Annotated in this window: 16 protein-coding genes; 4 read left to right on the forward strand and 12 right to left on the reverse strand. The window is 72.1% G+C overall.

Translation table 11 applies throughout. From position 1 onward, the window contains the following. Positions 1–67: 67 nt before the first annotated feature. The 3 genes from O7620_RS25560 to O7620_RS25570 all read left to right on the forward strand — a co-directional run bounded on the left by O7620_RS25560 (position 68) and on the right by O7620_RS25570 (position 1,784). Entirely contained in the window at positions 68–499 is a 432-nt protein-coding gene (locus tag O7620_RS25560) for an OsmC family protein (RefSeq protein WP_151488927.1), read from the forward strand. Positions 500–622: 123 nt separating this feature from the next. Beyond that, entirely contained in the window at positions 623–970 is a 348-nt protein-coding gene (locus O7620_RS25565) for a metallopeptidase family protein (protein ID WP_192580183.1), read from the forward strand. Between the two features lie 91 nt (positions 971–1,061). Continuing rightward, a complete protein-coding gene (locus tag O7620_RS25570) occupies positions 1,062–1,784 on the forward strand; it encodes an AIM24 family protein (protein WP_278125592.1) in 723 nt (240 codons plus the stop codon). Between the two features lie 51 nt (positions 1,785–1,835). Here O7620_RS25570 and pheA read toward each other — a convergent pair whose 3' ends face one another. From pheA to O7620_RS25595, 5 genes are all read right to left on the reverse strand, one after another. Beyond that, the gene (gene pheA, locus O7620_RS25575) at positions 1,836–2,792 is read right to left on the reverse strand and encodes a prephenate dehydratase (protein WP_278125593.1); all 957 of its coding nucleotides are present in this window, start codon (positions 2,790–2,792) and stop codon (positions 1,836–1,838) included. A gap of 10 nt (positions 2,793–2,802) precedes the next feature. After that, the gene (locus O7620_RS25580) at positions 2,803–3,378 is read right to left on the reverse strand and encodes a hypothetical protein (RefSeq protein WP_278125595.1); all 576 of its coding nucleotides are present in this window, start codon (positions 3,376–3,378) and stop codon (positions 2,803–2,805) included. Positions 3,379–3,461: 83 nt separating this feature from the next. Further along, positions 3,462–3,851, reverse strand: coding sequence for an ACT domain-containing protein (locus tag O7620_RS25585; protein ID WP_278125596.1), 390 nt, complete (start codon positions 3,849–3,851; stop codon positions 3,462–3,464). Positions 3,852–3,926: 75 nt separating this feature from the next. Further along, positions 3,927–4,385, reverse strand: a complete 459-nt coding sequence (locus O7620_RS25590) for a hypothetical protein (RefSeq protein ID WP_151488922.1) — start codon at positions 4,383–4,385, stop codon at positions 3,927–3,929. 168 nt (positions 4,386–4,553) lie between these two features. Beyond that, entirely contained in the window at positions 4,554–5,294 is a 741-nt protein-coding gene (locus O7620_RS25595) for a hypothetical protein (protein WP_278125597.1), read from the reverse strand. Between the two features lie 161 nt (positions 5,295–5,455). Here O7620_RS25595 and O7620_RS25600 point away from each other — a divergent pair, with 161 nt between their 5' ends. Next, the gene (locus O7620_RS25600) at positions 5,456–6,673 is read left to right on the forward strand and encodes an arginine deiminase (RefSeq protein ID WP_278125598.1); all 1,218 of its coding nucleotides are present in this window, start codon (positions 5,456–5,458) and stop codon (positions 6,671–6,673) included. Between the two features lie 39 nt (positions 6,674–6,712). On the opposite strand, the gene O7620_RS25605 is transcribed toward O7620_RS25600, so the two are convergent. The 7 genes from O7620_RS25605 to O7620_RS25635 all read right to left on the reverse strand — a co-directional run bounded on the left by O7620_RS25605 (position 6,713) and on the right by O7620_RS25635 (position 13,253). Continuing rightward, positions 6,713–7,600 carry a DUF5926 family protein gene (locus O7620_RS25605; protein ID WP_278125599.1) on the reverse strand — a complete coding sequence of 296 codons (888 nt, stop codon included), beginning with the start codon at positions 7,598–7,600 and terminating at the stop codon, positions 6,713–6,715. A gap of 61 nt (positions 7,601–7,661) precedes the next feature. After that, positions 7,662–8,078 (reverse strand): ATP-binding protein, encoded by a 417-nt coding sequence (locus O7620_RS25610; protein ID WP_225854223.1) that lies wholly within the window; start codon positions 8,076–8,078, stop codon positions 7,662–7,664. Positions 8,079–8,139: 61 nt separating this feature from the next. Then, on the reverse strand, positions 8,140–9,594 hold the full coding sequence (locus O7620_RS25615) for an ATP-binding protein (protein ID WP_278125600.1): 1,455 nt from the start codon (positions 9,592–9,594) through the stop codon (positions 8,140–8,142). 55 nt (positions 9,595–9,649) lie between these two features. Then, a complete protein-coding gene (locus O7620_RS25620; RefSeq protein WP_278125602.1) occupies positions 9,650–10,438 on the reverse strand; it encodes a glycerophosphodiester phosphodiesterase family protein in 789 nt (262 codons plus the stop codon). 10 nt (positions 10,439–10,448) lie between these two features. Further along, positions 10,449–10,784: a rhodanese-like domain-containing protein gene (locus tag O7620_RS25625; RefSeq protein ID WP_151488915.1), complete on the reverse strand. Its 336-nt coding sequence runs from the start codon at positions 10,782–10,784 to the stop codon at positions 10,449–10,451. Positions 10,785–10,842: 58 nt separating this feature from the next. Next, entirely contained in the window at positions 10,843–11,760 is a 918-nt protein-coding gene (locus O7620_RS25630; RefSeq protein WP_278125603.1) for an LCP family protein, read from the reverse strand. Positions 11,761–11,993: 233 nt separating this feature from the next. After that, the gene (locus O7620_RS25635; RefSeq protein ID WP_278125604.1) at positions 11,994–13,253 is read right to left on the reverse strand and encodes an LCP family protein; all 1,260 of its coding nucleotides are present in this window, start codon (positions 13,251–13,253) and stop codon (positions 11,994–11,996) included. Between the last annotated feature and the right edge of the window lie 130 nt (positions 13,254–13,383).

Genomic DNA, 13,383 nt, shown 5'->3' on the forward strand with positions numbered 1-13,383 from the left:
GAATCGCAGGGCGGGCGTCGGTGCCGGTCGGTCGCCCAGCGGTCACCTTTCCGCTAGCGTTCTGCTCATGCCAATCCGTACCGCTTCAGCACAATGGCAGGGCAACCTCACCGAGGGCTCCGGCACCGTCCGCACTGGTAAGGGCGGCCTGTCGGGCAACTACTCCTTCAAGTCGCGCTTCGAGGAGGGCGAGGGCACCAACCCCGAGGAGCTCATCGCCGCCGCGCACTCCGGCTGCTTCTCGATGGCGTTCTCCAAGGCGCTCGCCGACGCCGGCTCGACGCCGACCTCCGTCGAGACCACCGCCAAGGTCCACCTGGACAAGACCGACGCGGGGATGACCGTCACCCGGATCGAGCTGGAGACCGTCGGTCAGGTGCCGGGCATCGACGACGCCGAGTTCCAGAAGCTCGCCGAGGCCGCCAAGGCGAACTGCCCGATCTCCCGCCTGCTCTCGCCGGGCGCCGAGATCACCCTCACCGCGCGCCTGGCCTCCTGAGCCGGGCGACCCGCACACCGCACGTTCACGGAAGGGAGCCTCCGCCGCTCCCTTTCCGTGAACGTGCGGACTCCCGGCAACGGTCATTCAACAGGCGCGTCGGGCACAATGGGCGAGGTGCCGGTGGAGATGAGCCGTGAGCGCTTCGAGGAGTTGGTCGGCGAAGCTCTCGACGAGGTGCCCGAGGAACTGCTCGGCCTGATGAACAACGTGGTGATCCTGGTCGAGGACGACCCACCACCGGGCGAGGCCGAGCTGCTCGGCCTCTACGAGGGCCACGCGCTCACCGATCGCGGCTGGGACTACTCCGGCGTACTGCCGGACCGGATCTTCATCTACCGCCGTCCGATCCTGCGGATCTGCGACGACGACGAGGACGTCATCGACGAGGTGGCGGTCACCGTGGTGCACGAGATCGCCCACCACTTCGGCATCGACGACGCGCGGCTGCACGCGCTGGGCTGGGGCTGAACCGCGCCGCGCCGCTCGGCCGATGGTCCGTGGTTGCCGTGGTCGCCTACCGTCGGTGCAGCGAACGCGAACCTATTCGGGAGGCCCTTTCATGCGCAGCGAGCTGTTCTCCGCGGAGAACCTGGAGAAGGAGTCCGCGCAGCCCGGCATGCGGCTGCAGAACTCCAAGATGTTGAAGATCGAGCTCAACGGCGAGGCGATGGCCCGGGTCGGGTCGATGGTCGCCTACCAGGGCAACGTCCAGTTCCAGGCGCTCGGCTCGGGTGGGCTCGGCAAGTTCCTCAAGCAGAAGCTCACCGGCGAGGGCGTCCCGCTGATGAAGGTCACCGGTCAGGGTGACGTCTTCCTCGCCGAGCTGGCCAAGGACGTGCACATCATCGACCTGGAGCCGGGCGACGCGCTCTCCATCAACGGCTCCAGCGTCCTCGCCTTCGACTCCACCCTCCAGTACGACATCAGGATGGTCGGCGGCGCCGGGATGGCGTCCTCGTCCGGCCTGTTCAACTGCGTGTTCAGCGGCTACGGCCGGATCGCCATCACCACCAAGGGCACCCCGGTCGTGCTCAACGTGGACGCGCCCACCTACGTCGACCCGCAGGCCGCCGTCTGCTGGTCGGCCAACCTCCAGACCGGCTACCACCGCGCCGAGCAGCTCGGCCTCGGCACGTTGCTGGGCCGCCGCACCGGCGAGTCGTTCACGATGAGCTTCGCCGGCCAGGGCTTCGTGGTGGTGCAGCCGTCCGAGGAGCCGCCGATCATGGGCAGCGGCCAGCAGCAGCAGGAGGGCGGTCTGCTCGGCGGTCTGCTGAGCTGACCACACCGGTGCGGGCGCTCCCGGGCCACCGGGGCGTCCGCACCTCCGCGGTCAGCTCAACTCGCCGGTGCGCAGCCGGGCCAGCCAGGCCGCCGCGTCCGCGTAGTCGACGTCGGACAGACCGGCCGGCGCCGGCACCGGCCGCTCACCCGCCGCCGCGGTCCAGCGGTGCCGGGGGTACGAGCCCAGGAAGCGGACGTCGGCACAGACCCGGCGCAGCCCCTGCAACGCCTCGCCCAGCCGTACGTCGGCCACGTGCCCCGTGCAGTCCAGGAAGAACACGTACCGGCCCAGGGCCTCGCCGGTCGGCCGGGACTCGATCCTGGTCAGGTTGACCCCCCGGACAGCCAGCTCCATCAGCACCGACAGCAGCGCACCGACCCGGTCGTGGGCGATGTAGACCGCGAGCGAGGTCAGATCGTCGCCGGTCGGCGGCGGAGGCGGCCCGGGGCGGGACACCAACGCGAACCGGGTCACCGCGTCGGGATGGTCGGCGATCTTGTCGGCGAGCACGGTGAGCCGGTGCCGGGTCGCCCCGATCGGCGCGCAGATCGCCGCGTCGTACTCGCCGGACCCGGCGCCGGCGGCCGCCGCGCCGTTGGAGAGCACGTCGACCACCACCGCGTCGGGCAGGTGGTCGCGCAGCCAGCCCCGGCACTGGTTGGACGCCTGCGGATGCGCCGCGACGACACGGACCGAGGTCAGCGAGGTGCCCGGCCGCGCGCCGAGCACGAACTCCACCGGCAGGACCACCTCCCGGGTGATCACCAGTGGCTCGCCCTCGGCCATCTCGTCGAGGGTGACGCCCACCGCGCCGCCGATCGAGTTTTCCAACGGCACCAGCGCGGCGTCGGCGTCCCCGACCCGGACGTGGTCCAACGCCTCCCCGACGCTGCGTGCGGACGTACGGGTGCCGCGTTCGGCGGCGGGGATGGTACGCAGGGCCTGCTCGGCGAAGGTGCCCTCCGGACCGAGGTAGACGAAACGCGTCGGTGGTGTTCCCGGCATGTCGACCAGCCTACGCACCCGGCCCGATGGCCGGGCCGGCGTCGCAGGCGAGCGTCCGGATCCCGGTGGGGCCGGTGGCGCGTACCTCGATGGTGCACACGTCGGTGCCGGCGGTAACCAACTCCGGCGCGGTCGGTCGACCCCGGGTGACGACCTGAAGCTCCTCGTGTCCGGTCACGTCGAGCACCGTGTACTGCCAGTCGGCGGCGCAGAGCGGGCCGGTGCGGACCTGGACCCGCACGTTGGGCGGCAGCACATCGGCCTGCCCGCGCAGCAGTTGCACGACCCGCTGTCCGGTCGGCCCGTTCCGGCAGGCCGTGGCGACCAGCCCGGCGTCCGGGGTGGCCGACGGGGTGCCGAACGGCGGGAGGGACGGCGCGGTGGTGGGCGTGGTGCCGGGAGTGCGCGTCGGGGCCGCCGTCGGGGATCCGGTGCCGGTCGGCGCCGCGCCCGGGTTCCGTAGCTCGGGTGGGGTGCCGCAGCCGGTCACCGCACCGATCGTGAGCAGCGCGAGGGTCGCCGGCAGCACGGTGTGTGTCACCGCCCGCGATGGGGTGGACGCGCGGCGGCGTGGGGTGAACGGCACGGGCCGATCCTTGGGACATCGGGAGTTCGTCGTGGCCGGGGTGGCCGAGCCCATCGTAGGGGGAGCGGCCGGCCGGGTGAAGGTCAGCCGAGGACCCGGTGCCCGGCGCGCTCCAAGGCGGCCGTGCCCTCGGCCAGCCGGACGGCCGGCACCAGCACGTAATCGGTGTCGAACGTGGAGAAGGTGACCACGCTGACCCGGGCCTCGGTGAGCGGGTCGACCAGCGCGGCCAGGGTGCCGGCGCCGGCCACCTCCGTCGGGCCGGCGACCCGCAGACAACGCCACGCCGTCTCTACCACGGCCTGCGCGGGCACCCGGTCGGTCGGGCAGATCACCGAGATCCCGTCGGCGGTCCAGCTCACGGTGATCACGTCGGCGCGGCCCAGCCCGCTCGTCAGCTCGTGCGGCAGGGCGGCGCCGGCGGCCAACCGGCACACGGCGTACTCCCCCGGCAGCAGAGCGATGTCGAGCATGAGGGCACCCTACGGCCTCGATGCGGGCCGGCCCCAGCATCGCCGCGTGCGGCGAGTGACACAACACGCCGCAGGTCAGACCTCGGAGAAGAAGGTGAGAGAGCCAGCCACGGCACCGTCGGCGTGCACCGGCGTGGAGATCGCGTCGACGGTCGCGTCGGAGCTGTCCGCCGAGGCGGCCTGCACCCGGAGCAGCCCGCGGGCGAGTCGGCCGGAGGAGAGCGCCAGCAGGGGCGGGATCTTGTCGATCTCGGCCTCGGTCAACTCGCCCCGGTTGGCGGTGAAGTCCAACAGGCGCAGCCCCCCGTCGAGCAGAGGCCGCCCGATCAGGCCGTCCGGCTCGCCGAGGCAGAGCAGCTCGCAACCGGCCGTGGAGATCGCCACCACCAGAGTGTCGGCGTCGATCAGCAGGCAGGGCTCGTCGGCCCGGCACACCGTCGAGGACCACTGACCGAAGTTGTCGAGCCCCGGCTCTGTCGAGGCCCGCGCCGCTGGCACGAACACTTCCGAGAGCGAAAGTTCGACGTGGGCCACCGAGCCTCCTATGTACACCGACGGACTGTCCACGCTAGCGGGTCGCCGACAGAACCACCGAGCGCACCGGGTCGCCGACCGCTCTGGCTGGACCGGGGCGGCCGGTGACGGCGCGGAGACCGGTGGGGTGAACGGGGGGACCGGGGCCGCGTGGCGTCGCCGGTGACGTTACCGGTGGTGGGCCGGCTTGTCAGCGGCCGTTCGGCCCTCCTCATACCACTGGTAGTCGGCCGTTGGACGGTACGTGCCGTTCAGCCAGGTCGCGGGGTGCTGTGCGACCCGGGACAGTTTTTCGGCGGTGGCCGGGCTGATCCGGCTGCCACCGGCCACGAGGAGCCTGTCCAACTCCCGGTGGGTTGCCATCAGGCAGTCCTTCGGGAGGCCGTAGACGCTGATCACGCCGGAGCCGACGAAGGTCAGCACCGGCGTGACCGGGACGGCCAGCCCCACGGCGTCGGACAGGGCCTTGCTGGCACGCTTGGCGTCCCGGCGGGCTTCGGCCACGTACGGCGGCCGCTTGCCGTTGATCTGGACGACGTCCCCGGCGACGAGCACGCGGGCCCGGCCGTGGTCGGCGATGGTCACCGCGAACAGGCCGCTGGGCCCGATGGCGAGGAACCCGGCGCGCTCGTCCTGGGTGCGGTCGAGCAGGACGTCCGTCATGTCGGTGCGGGGCCACTCGATGACGTGCCAGGCCGGCCCGAGATGATCGAGCTGGCCAAGCGCCCGTGCTCCGGCCGCCTCCAGACGACGGGCACCGCGCTCGGCCCGACGACGGCGGGCCCACTCGAGCGGTGTCGGACGGACCGGTTCGAGAGCCCCGGGCGAATCGACGCGGGGGTGGGGCACCGCGACGGGCGGCAGTGCCCGTGCGGACGGTACGGCTCGTCGTGCGGGAAAGACAGTCATCGCGACCTCCGGCAAAAGGTCCCTCGGTTATGTCCTCACTACCCTACGTTGCCACTCCCGGTGTTCGGCAAGCCGGAGCGCCGGAGTGACTGTGGATGAATGCCATATTCATCCACAGTTCTTTTCTCGGATGCCGCCAAACCCTGCCCTACGCTGCGGGGGTGACCCACTACGTCGACAGTGAAGTCGGCCGGCTCGGCACCGTACTGCTGCACCGGCCCGGCCCGGAACTGGCCCGGCTCACCCCCCGCAACAACGACTCGCTCCTGTTCGACGCGATCCCCTGGGTGGGACGCGCCCAGGAGGAGCACGACGCGTTCGCCGCCGCGCTGCGCGACCGCGGTGTCGAGGTGCTCTACCTGGCGACCCTGCTGACCGAGACGCTGGCCGTCGCGGACGCCCGAGCCGAACTCACCGAGCAGGTGCTGCGTTCCCGGCGGCTGGGCGACACCCTGCGCGCCCGCGTCGCCGACCACCTCTCCTACCTCGACCCGGCCGCGCTGGCCGACGTGCTCACCGCCGGCCTGGCCCACGAGGAACTGCGGATCAGCTCCGAACGGCCGGGCGGGTTGGTCTACACGCTGATGGACCGGCACGACTTCGTCATCGATCCGCTGCCCAACCTGCTGTTCACCCGGGACTCGTCGCTGTGGATCGGCGACCGGGTAGGCGTCACCAGCCTCGCCATGCCGGCCCGCCGCCGGGAGACCACCATCACCGACGCCATCTATCGCCACCATCCGCGCTTCGCCGGCACCGAGTTCGTCTACCGGCCGGACCTGGAGCACCTGGAGGGCGGGGACGTCCTGCTGCTCGCCCCCGGCGTGCTGGCCGTCGGCGTGGGCGAACGGACCACCCCGGCCGGCGCGGAACGCCTCGGCCGGCAGGTCTTCGCCGCCGGGCTCGCCCACACCATCCTGGTGGTGCCGATCGCCCAGAAACGCGCCACCATGCACCTGGACACCGTCTGCACGATGGTCGACTCCGACGCCGTGCTGATGTATCCCAACATCGCCAGCACGCTCTCCGCGTACACGATGATCGCCGGCGCGGACGGCGAGGACCCGCGGGTGGACGGCCCGGCGCCGTTCCTCCGGGCCGCCGCCGACGCGATGGACCTGGACCAGCTACGGGTCATCGACACCGGGCTGGACCCGGTGACCGCCGAACGCGAGCAGTGGGACGACGGCAACAACACCCTCGCCCTGGCGCCCCGGCTCTGCGTCGGCTACGAACGCAACACCGAGACCAACGCCCAACTGGAGCGGGCCGGCATCGAGGTGATCCCGATCGCCGGATCGGAGCTGGGCTCCGGCCGGGGCGGCCCACGCTGCATGTCCTGCCCGATCACCCGCGACCCGCTGCCCGTCGCCGGGTGAGCGGGTCGGCGGGGCTCCGCGCCGGTAAGCGGGTCGGGCTCAGCGCAGGGTGAGCTGGCGGCCGAGCAGCCCCTGTCGGGCGCGCCGGCCGGCGGCGTCCAGCGGGTCGGTGGCGGTGAGCGCCTCCGCGTACCGCTTGGCGAACTGCGCCACCGGGTCCTCCCAGTCGGTCGCCGTAGTGTCCTCCGGCAGGTCCCAGACGGGCACCAGACGGCCGTGCGCGCGGAACATGCCGGCGAACTTGGTCTGCTCGCCGAGCGTCAGCGAGCCGACCGCGCCGAGGCGGGCCAGCGCGTCCAGGGCGGCGTCCTCGTCCTCCGGCAGCACCCAGCGAACGTGTGCCTTCTCCGGGACCTGGCACCAGTACGCGGCCTTCGCCGCGGTCAGCCGCACGGTCGGGTAGATGGCCGCGTTCGCCCGCTCCAGGGACGCCTGGACGGTCGGGTCGTCCGCCGCGCCGGGGTCGAGCCAGAACTCGAACCCGTCGTGCATGCTGACGTCCAGCGGGCCGTCGACGAGGATGTCCTGCAGGCGGGGGCCGGGGCCGGGCAGCGGTGGGACGGCCACCGGAGCGCCCGGCTCGGTCCGCAACGCGCTCAGCAGCGCCTCGGCCAGATCCCGCGAGACGTCGCCGGACTGCTGGTGGCGTTGCAGACCGATCAGCACCCGGCCGTCCGACTTCGTCATCGCCGGGGCGGCCATCGGCAGCACGGTGGCCAGCGTGGCGGGCCGGTCGCCGAACTCCTCGACCAGGGCGGGCGCCAGCCGCAGCGGCGCGGAGGCGGCGGGCACCAGCTCGCGCAGCGCGATCCACTCGGGCTCGTCGATGAGCCCCTCGAACGGTCGCGGCACGAAGATGTCCCGCACCTTGTCCCGACGGGGGGTGGTGTCGGCGGCGGCCCGTTGGCTCTTTCGACGCTTGCTCACGGCGTCACAGCCTAGAGGCCCGACCGGCTCGTCGTGGGCCGGACCCGCCCCGACGGGTCGTTCAGCCCGCCACCACCAGGTCGGGCCGAGGTGTGGGGGTCGGGTCGAACTCCGCCCAGACGCGCTGGCCCATGCCGTCGCGCTCGACGCCCCAGCGGGTGGCCAGGCCGGCCACGATGTGCAGCCCGCGCCCGTCCGCCGCGTCCGGGCTGGCCGTGCGCAACAGTGGGCCGGCACCCGCGCCGCCGTCGGTCACCCGCAACTGGATCCGCGGGCCCTCGGCCGAGGGCCGCAACCGCCAGGCGACCCGGACCACACCGCCCGGCAGCGGCCGGGCGTGCCGCACCGCGTTGCCCACCAGCTCGGCGAGGACCGCGATCAGATCCGCGAGAAGAGTCGGGGGTACGACGTCGGCCAGCTCGTCGGCGAGCCGGTGCCGGGCCAGCCGTGCCCCGGCGGGATGGTGGGGCACCACCACGCACCACGCCCGTTCCCTCGCTGCCGCTGCCACCGTCGCCTCCACGTCGCGCCACCGCCGGTCAACCGCGCGGTAGCCGCACCTCTGCGACCGTACCGCCGCCGGTCCTCGGACGTAGGGATACCCATCCATTCTGCTGTTCAACGATCCGGCGGACGAGATAGAGCCCGAGCCCCGCTCCCGGATAGCCACGGCGGTCGCCGGACTCGCCCTGCCAGAACCGGTCGAAGGCCCGCTCCACGTGGTCCGGGCGGATGCCGATGCCCCGGTCGCTGACCCGGAACGCCACCAGCTGACCGTCGACCCCAGCGGTGACCTCGATCGGAGAATCCGGTGGCGAGTACTTGCCGGCGTTCGTCGCCAGCTCGGTGAGCACGGTGGCGAGGCTGGGCCGGTGGCCGAGCGCTTTGGGCAGGTCGGACGGGAGACGGAGCACCAGCCGGCGGCGCAGCTCCGCCGGCTGGTCGACGACCGCGGCGCGCAGCGCATCACCGAGGTCGAACGGGGTGGGCGGGTCGTCCCCGGGCCCCGCCTCGGCGGCCGAGGAGAGCAGCCGGTCGACGAGGCGGGCCAGCTCGTTGGCACGCTGCCCGATCACCCGGGCGGCCTGTCGCCGGTCGACGTCGGTCAGCGACTCCCAGTGGTCGGTGAGGGTGTCCGCGTACCCCTTGATGACGGTGACCGGCGTCCGTAGCTCGTGGCTGGTCACCGCGACGAACAGGTCCCGGTCGTGGTCCCGGCGCTGCTGGTCGGTGATGTCGCGGAAGGTCACCACCCGCAGCGCGCCGGGGCCGGGCAGGTCGCCGGAGGTGATCCGCAGCCACCGCCCGTCCGGCAGCCGGTGGTCGCGGACCTGGCCGGCCGGCGGCAGCGGGAAGGGCAGCGGACGGCTCAGCGCCTGCTCGGCGGATCGGCCGGTGACCTGCGCGGCGGCGGGGTTCCACAGGTGGACGTGACCGTCCCGGTCGACCACGGCCAACCCGTCGGCGAGCGCCGCCACCATCGGCCCGTCGCCGTGCACCGGCAGCCCGCTCTGGTCGCCGTACATGTGCCCGATGCAGGACGCGAGGTAGGCGACCACCCCCTGCCGCTCGGCCCCCGGCTCGTCGTCGCTCGGGTAGAGCGCGTGCAGGCTCCCGACGGTGTGCCCGTCGATCTCGGCCCGGGACACCACCATCCGGCGCAGGCCGCTGCCGGCCAGCTCACCGGCCAGTTTGCCGTTGAGGTGCTGCACCCGGACCTGGCGTACCCGCGGGCCGGACAGCAGGCAGACGGTGTCCGGGTCGTCGACGGCCAGCGGACGGCCGAGGGCCCACTCCGCCGCGCCGGTCGCGGCGATCACGCGACCGCCGGTCGGACCGAACTCGACGAAGGCCATCCCGGTCGCGCCGAGCGCCGGCTGGGCGACCCGCAGCAGTTGGGTGAGGACGGGCAGGCCGGCGTCACCAGAATTGATCATCTCGATGACGACGGTGTGGCCGGCGATGAGAGCGGGGAAATCGATACGCTCCGGCATGTGCCGAGTCTGCCCCGTCGACCCGGATTTGGGCACCCCCGCGGGTCGCCGACGGTCAACGGTCCAGCCGGGCCAGGGCGTGCGCCGGGCGGTCGGTGATGATCCCGTCCACCCCGGCGGCCAGCACCAGCTCCAGGTCGGCCGGTTCGTTGACCGTCCAGACGTACACCTGGTTGCCGGCCGCGCGCAGCGCGGGCAGCAGGTGCGGACGGGCCCGGACCAGACCGATGCCCGGCCCGGCGATGCGGGCGCCGAACGGCAGCCGACCCAGCCGCAGCCACGGCGGCAGCACCTCCAGCAGGAGCACCGTGGGCACCGTCGGGGCCAGCTCCCGGATGCGGCGGATCGCCAGCGGGGAGAACGACATCACGGTCACCTGGACCGGGTCGTCCGGTGCCGGGTCGGCCAGCCCGTAGCGGCGTAGCAGGTCGACCAGACGCCGTTCCACGGCCGAGCCGTAGCGGGACGGGTGCTTCGTCTCCACCAGCAGCCGCACCGGGCGGCCGGCGGCCAGCACCGCCTCCAGCAGCCGGGCCAGCGTCAGCAGCCGAGTGTGCGACTCGTCCGGCGGCAGGTCACCGTCGGCCGCGCTGCCCGGATGCCAGGAACCGAAGTCCAGTGCCTCCAACTCGGCGAGGGTACGCGCGCTGACCAGACCGCGACCGTTGCTGGTGCGGTCCAGTCGCCGGTCGTGCACGCAGACCAGATGCCCGTCCCGGGTCAGCCGGACGTCGCACTCCAGGCCGTCCGCGCCCTCGTCCAGGGCACGCAGGTACGCGGCGAGGGTGTGCTCCGGCAGGTCGTACGAAGCGCCGCGGTGCGCGAAGACTTGAGGCCCGCCCATCTCGACCGCCTCAGATGACCTGGCCGGGCTGCCCGTTCGCGTCGACCACCGGGCGGCCGACGGCGGCCCACTGGCGCATCCCGCCGTCGGCGTTACGCACCTGCTCCCAGCCGTTGTTCGTCAGGTAGGCGACGACCTGGGCGGAACGGCCGCCGGAGCGGCAGATGACGGCCACCTCCCGGTCGGTCGGCACCTCCGCCAGCCGCGCCGGCAGTTCCATCATCGGCAGGTGGTGGGCGGTGGGGGCGTGGCCGGCCGCCCACTCGTCGTCTTCCCGCACGTCCAGCAGGTAGGTGTCGTCGGCGATCTCGGTCACGGGCACGGTGGGAACCTGGGGTCCGAACACAGGAAGCAACACTAGATCCTCATCGGCCGGATCGGCACCGACCGGGCCGTCGACACCGTCACAGCCGGGACACCCAGCGCGGGTTGGCCTGGGCCCAGGTGGGCACCCGTGTCCCCCGTACGGCCTCGAAGAGCCCGTTGCCCCCGTTGTCCAGGACCACGTACGACACCTCGTCGATGGTCTGCGGCGACGAGGGCACCTGGATGCCGCGCATCCCGTCGGGCGGCAGCGCGCGCAGCGCGAGGAGCAGGTCCTCGAGGGGTACGCCGTTGGTGTCGACGGTCAACGAACCGCCCACGGCCCGGAGCACCTGGTCCAGTTTGATCGGGTTGCTGCGCAGGTCCGCACTGCCGGCGCTGTCCAGCATCGCCCGGAGCAACTGCTGCTGGTGGTGCTGCCGGTCGTAGTCGCCGCCGGGCAGGTCGTAGCGCTGCCGTACGTAGTCCAGCGCCTGTGCGCCGTCCATCCGCTGGCAGCCGGTGGGGAAGACCCGGTTGGTGTGGATCGAACGGACCTCGGTGTCCACGCACATCTCCACCCCGCCGAGCAGGTCGATCACCTTGCGGAAGCCGGAGAAGTCGATCAGCGCGGCCCCGTCGAACCGGATGCCGGTGAGCCGGTTCAGGGTGCTGGACAGCAGGCGGGTGCCGGCCTGTCCGCCGCCGCCGTGCTCGTACGCCGCATTGATCTTGTCCGGGCCGCCGGTGAAGCCGTTCGCGGGTGGGATGGCGACCAGCAGGTCGCGGGGGATGGAGACCAGGTACGCCTCCCGCTGGCCGGCGGGCACGTGCACGATGAGGATGGTGTCGGAGCGTTGGTCCGGTTCGCTGCTCCCGGCGCGTCGGTCGGTGCCGACCAGCAGGTAGTTGAGCGGCCCGTCCAGGTCGGTGCGGTCGGTGCGGGCGCCGGGGTCGAGCAGTTGCTCCTTGGTCACCGTGCGGTCGTACCGGTTGGTGAGCGTCTTGAGGCCGATCACGGCGAGCCCGGCCAGCAGGACGAGGGCCAGGCCGATGCCGAGCAGGATCCGCGACCCGCGGGCGGTACGCGGCCGGGCGGATGGGGCCGTGCCGGCCCGACCCGCCGCGTTCCGTCCGGACCTGGACGTGACCGCCTCCCCGCAGCCGATACGTGAAACCTGCTCACGTAAGACTACGGAGGGTGACGGGGTCTCCGCGGTGTTTCCGCGACTTCAGGCCGCCACCGTGGCCGTCACTTGCGGGTGGACATCACCTCGGGGTGAGTAAAGATGAACTCGGCCAGTTTGTCCTGCTTGAGCGCCTGGAACATCTCCATGGTCTCGGGGCTCAACGCCTCGCTGCCCTGGCCGTTGCTGTTGAAGGTGCCGTTGTTGGTCTTCAGCATGGTCAGCTCGTTCGCGGTCACCCCGCGCATGGTGAAGATCAGATCCTCGATCTTGGCACCGCCGGTGTCCAGCACGAACGCCTTGCCCGCCGCCTTGATCAGCTGGTTCAGCTTCGCCGGGTTGGTCAGCGTGCCGCCCTCGGTGGCCTTGCGGGCCATCGCCTTGATCAGCTGCTGCTGGTTCTGCTGGCGGTCGTAGTCGCCGCCGGGCAGCCCGTAGCGCTGCCGGGCGTAGTCCAGGGCCGCCCAGCCCTCCATCTGCTGGCAGCCCTTCTTGTGCACCACCGGCGTCATCTTCTTGCCGGTCTTCTTGGCGTCGGCGTTCCACATCGGCTTGCCGTCGACGAACGACATGTGCTTCGACTTGACCTCGTGGCTCACACAGATCTTGACGGTGCCGAGGGTGTCGATGACGTTCTTGAAGCCGCCGAAGTTGATGATCGCCGCGCCGTCGAAGCTGACGCCGGTGAGCCGCTTGATGGTCTGCGCCATCAGCTGGGCGCCACCCTCCCAGCCGCCGCCGTTGCGGGCCCCGGCCTGGAACGCCGCGTTGATCTTCTCGGTGCTTCCGGTGAAGCCGCTCTTCTTGAACGGCGGAATCTGGGCCTGGGTGTCGCGCGGGATGGAGATCAGGTACGCCTGATCGTGCGAGGCCGGAATGTGCAGGATGATGATGCTGTCCGAACGAACGTCGTCGGCGGCCCAGCGCTCCCGCGCGTCCACGCCGAGCAGCAGCATGTCGATCGAGCCGTCCAGGCTCGCCCCGCCTTCGGCGTCGGACTTGCCGGCCTCACCGAGCAGGTTGCGCTGGGCGATGTCACCGGTCGCCTGCCCGATCAGCACCTTGCCGCCGACGATGGCCGCGCCGCTGCTGAGCATCAGCACGGCACCGAAGATCACGGTCAGCCGCGCCCAGAGGGGATCCTTGCGTCGGCTCCGCTTCTTCGCCGGCCCACCGCCGCCCGTCCGGCCGCCACCGCCGCCGGGTGGACGCCCACCCGACCCGCCGCCCGAGCGGCCCGGCTGCACGGGTATGGACGCGCCGATCCGGCCGCTGGGGGCGGCGGACCCGGTGGACGAAGGGCGACGACTGGCCTGAACCGGCATTCGTGCTCCAGCTCGTGATCAGGAGGGGGCGGCACCACTGTACGTACATCGATTCGACTTGGCGAGTTCATCACCGGTCCATCCGGCCGGCATTTTCCGCGATTCGGTTTATCGTCGCCATTCGATTGCT

This window comes from Micromonospora sp. WMMD710 (genome assembly GCF_029626045.1).
Lineage (GTDB): Bacteria > Actinomycetota > Actinomycetes > Mycobacteriales > Micromonosporaceae > Micromonospora.

Coding starts and splice junctions, on each gene's coding strand:
- O7620_RS25560 (WP_151488927.1), top strand. CDS start 68: ATGCCAATCCGTACCGCTTCAGCACAATGGCAGGGCAACCTCACCGAG.
- O7620_RS25615 (WP_278125600.1), bottom strand. CDS start 9,594: ATGCCGGAGCGTATCGATTTCCCCGCTCTCATCGCCGGCCACACCGTC.
- O7620_RS25585 (WP_278125596.1), bottom strand. CDS start 3,851: ATGCTCGACATCGCTCTGCTGCCGGGGGAGTACGCCGTGTGCCGGTTG.
- O7620_RS25595 (WP_278125597.1), bottom strand. CDS start 5,294: ATGACTGTCTTTCCCGCACGACGAGCCGTACCGTCCGCACGGGCACTG.
- O7620_RS25620 (WP_278125602.1), bottom strand. CDS start 10,438: ATGGGCGGGCCTCAAGTCTTCGCGCACCGCGGCGCTTCGTACGACCTG.
- pheA (WP_278125593.1), bottom strand. CDS start 2,792: ATGCCGGGAACACCACCGACGCGTTTCGTCTACCTCGGTCCGGAGGGC.
- O7620_RS25635 (WP_278125604.1), bottom strand. CDS start 13,253: ATGCCGGTTCAGGCCAGTCGTCGCCCTTCGTCCACCGGGTCCGCCGCC.
- O7620_RS25570 (WP_278125592.1), top strand. CDS start 1,062: ATGCGCAGCGAGCTGTTCTCCGCGGAGAACCTGGAGAAGGAGTCCGCG.